This window comes from Gordonibacter sp. (assembly GCF_036667095.1).
In the GTDB taxonomy this organism is placed as follows: Bacteria; Actinomycetota; Coriobacteriia; order Coriobacteriales; family Eggerthellaceae; genus Gordonibacter.
The window spans coordinates 1-2,116 of the sequence record NZ_JAVWUP010000326.1 but is presented as its reverse complement, the minus strand read 5'-3'; the positions used below and the strand labels follow the sequence as shown (position 1 = coordinate 2,116).

Here is a 2,116-nt window from a genome sequence, read left to right as displayed (position 1 = left end):
ACCGTGCCTTATCGGTAGGGTTATCGGTAGTCGCAGAAGTAGCGGTTAATGCCCGCCTCATCTGCCTCGCGTCGGATAAGGTTGCGGTCGACGAGGTGGTTCAGGATGACCACGCCCTCGGTGACGATGCACCAACGCTGCACAAAGGAGATGTCCTCCCACGCGTCGAACGGGACGTTCCACTTGATGGCACGGATAACCTCCTCGCCCGTAAGTCTTGGTGCGGAGCCGACGATACCCCGCGTCTCTTCCAGGCGCTCGAGGTGGTGCGCGGCCAGCCAGTCAATGCGCTCGTCGAAGTCGTCGCGCGGCTCGCCGTGCGAGATGAACAGCCGCTTGACACCGAGTTTCCTCACCTTCGCGAGGCTGTCGAGATAGGCTTGCAGCCCGTCTCCTCCACCCGGAAACAACGCGATGCTCGGTGAGATGACAAACAAGATGTGGTCGCCGCTGAACAAGATACGCGATTCGGGCTCGTAGAGCGCGAGGTGCCCCGGCGTATGGCCGGGCGTCTCCATTACGCGGAAACAGTAGCGTCCCACCTCGACGACATCCCCCTCGCAGGAGGGTGCGAGCGTGAGGCGTGAGGCATCGAACAGGCGCGGCTCAACGGCGTAGCGGGCGTAACCGGACGCGTCGGAGGGTGAGACACCCTCAGCCACAAACGCACGCCGCGCCACATCGTAGGACGAGGCCGCGCGCGAGGCGCGCACCGCCTCAAAGTCCACCGGGCTCACATAGAGCTTCGCACCCGGCAATGCGATGCGGTCCACAAGCCCCGCATGGTCGAGATGCAGGTGCGTGAGGAAGAAGCGCAGGCGCGCCCGATCGACACCGAGCTCGACAAGTGCCGCGTCAAGGATGGCAAAGCCCTCGTCGGAGGGCGCACCCGTATCGACGACAAGCGCGTCGTCGCCGTCCTTCACGATATAGCAGTTCGTGTTGTTCGTGGAGATGTTCTCGAACGGAACGCGCGCCTCGAACACGTCGGGATTGCTATGGACCTGCGCGACAAGCATGCTGGTATTCTCCTTTTCGGTTCCGGGCGCAATCCTTTAGCCCGGCGATCGCGATGCTCCCGCTCGGGGCGGCGAGAAGCTAGGCGCGCTCGTCGAAGTCGCCCACGAGGGCGCGAGCGAAATCATGCGCGTCGAAGTCCTTGAGGTCGTCGAGCCCCTCGCCCACACCGATCTTGAGCACGGGCAGCCCCAGCTCATGGCTCACGGCCAACGCGATGCCGCCCTTGGCGGTGCCGTCGAGCTTCGTGACAACGACGCCGTCCAACTGCAACGCGCGGTCAAACTCGCGCGCCTGCGACAAGCCATTTTGGCCAGTTGTGGCGTCGGTGACGAGCACGGTGTACACGGGCAGCTGCGAGCGCTTGCGCACCACGTTCACCACTTTTTCCAACTCGCGCATGAGGTCGGCCGAGGTGTGGAGGCGGCCCGCTGTGTCGACGAGTACGAGGTCGGCGTTTTGCTGCTCGGCGCGCTCGATGGTGTCGTAGCACACGCTGGCCGGGTCGCTGCCGCGCTCGCGCGTGACCACCTCGACGTTCGCACGCTTCGCCCACACCTCCAACTGCTCGATGGCCGCCGCGCGGAACGTGTCGGCGCTGCCGAGGATCACCGTGCGACCCGCGTCGACGGCCTCCTTGGCCAGCTTGCCCACCGTGGTGGTCTTGCCGGTGCCGTTGATGCCCACGAACAACACGAGCGCGGGCTGGCCGCCCAGCACCTCCTCGCCGCCGGGCGTGAACGTGGAGGCTATCTGGTCGTTCAGCAGGTCGAGCACCGCGTACGCATCGGGAAGCGCCCTGCGCGTGGCTTGTTCGCGCAGGCCCTCCACGATCTCGGTGGCAGCAGCGCCTCCGACGTCGGCCAGGATGAGCGTCTCCTCAAGACCGTCCCAGAACTCCTCGTCGAGGTCGGGGCCGCGGTCGAGGAGGACGTTCATCTGCTCTTTGAACTTGTCGCGCGAGCGGGTGAGTCCCTCGCTTATACGTTCGAAGAATCCCATAAAGGGCTCCTAACTGAAGGTGGGCCTATCGTTTCATCGAGCGAACAGTGTAGCGCAACAGCCCCGCGAAGTCAGCGCGGCGCCTCCGATCGTGCGA

The 2,116-nt window shown here is 64.8% G+C and carries 2 protein-coding genes; both read right to left on the bottom strand.

What is annotated here, in order from left to right:
- Positions 1-20 precede the first annotated feature (20 nt).
- Complete coding sequence (locus tag RR842_RS14255; RefSeq protein ID WP_332730242.1) at positions 21-1,019, bottom strand: MBL fold metallo-hydrolase; 999 nt, start codon at positions 1,017-1,019, stop codon at positions 21-23.
- A gap of 79 nt (positions 1,020-1,098) precedes the next feature.
- Complete coding sequence (gene ftsY / locus RR842_RS14250) at positions 1,099-2,019, bottom strand: signal recognition particle-docking protein FtsY (RefSeq protein ID WP_332518652.1); 921 nt, start codon at positions 2,017-2,019, stop codon at positions 1,099-1,101.
- Positions 2,020-2,116: the final 97 nt, after the last annotated feature.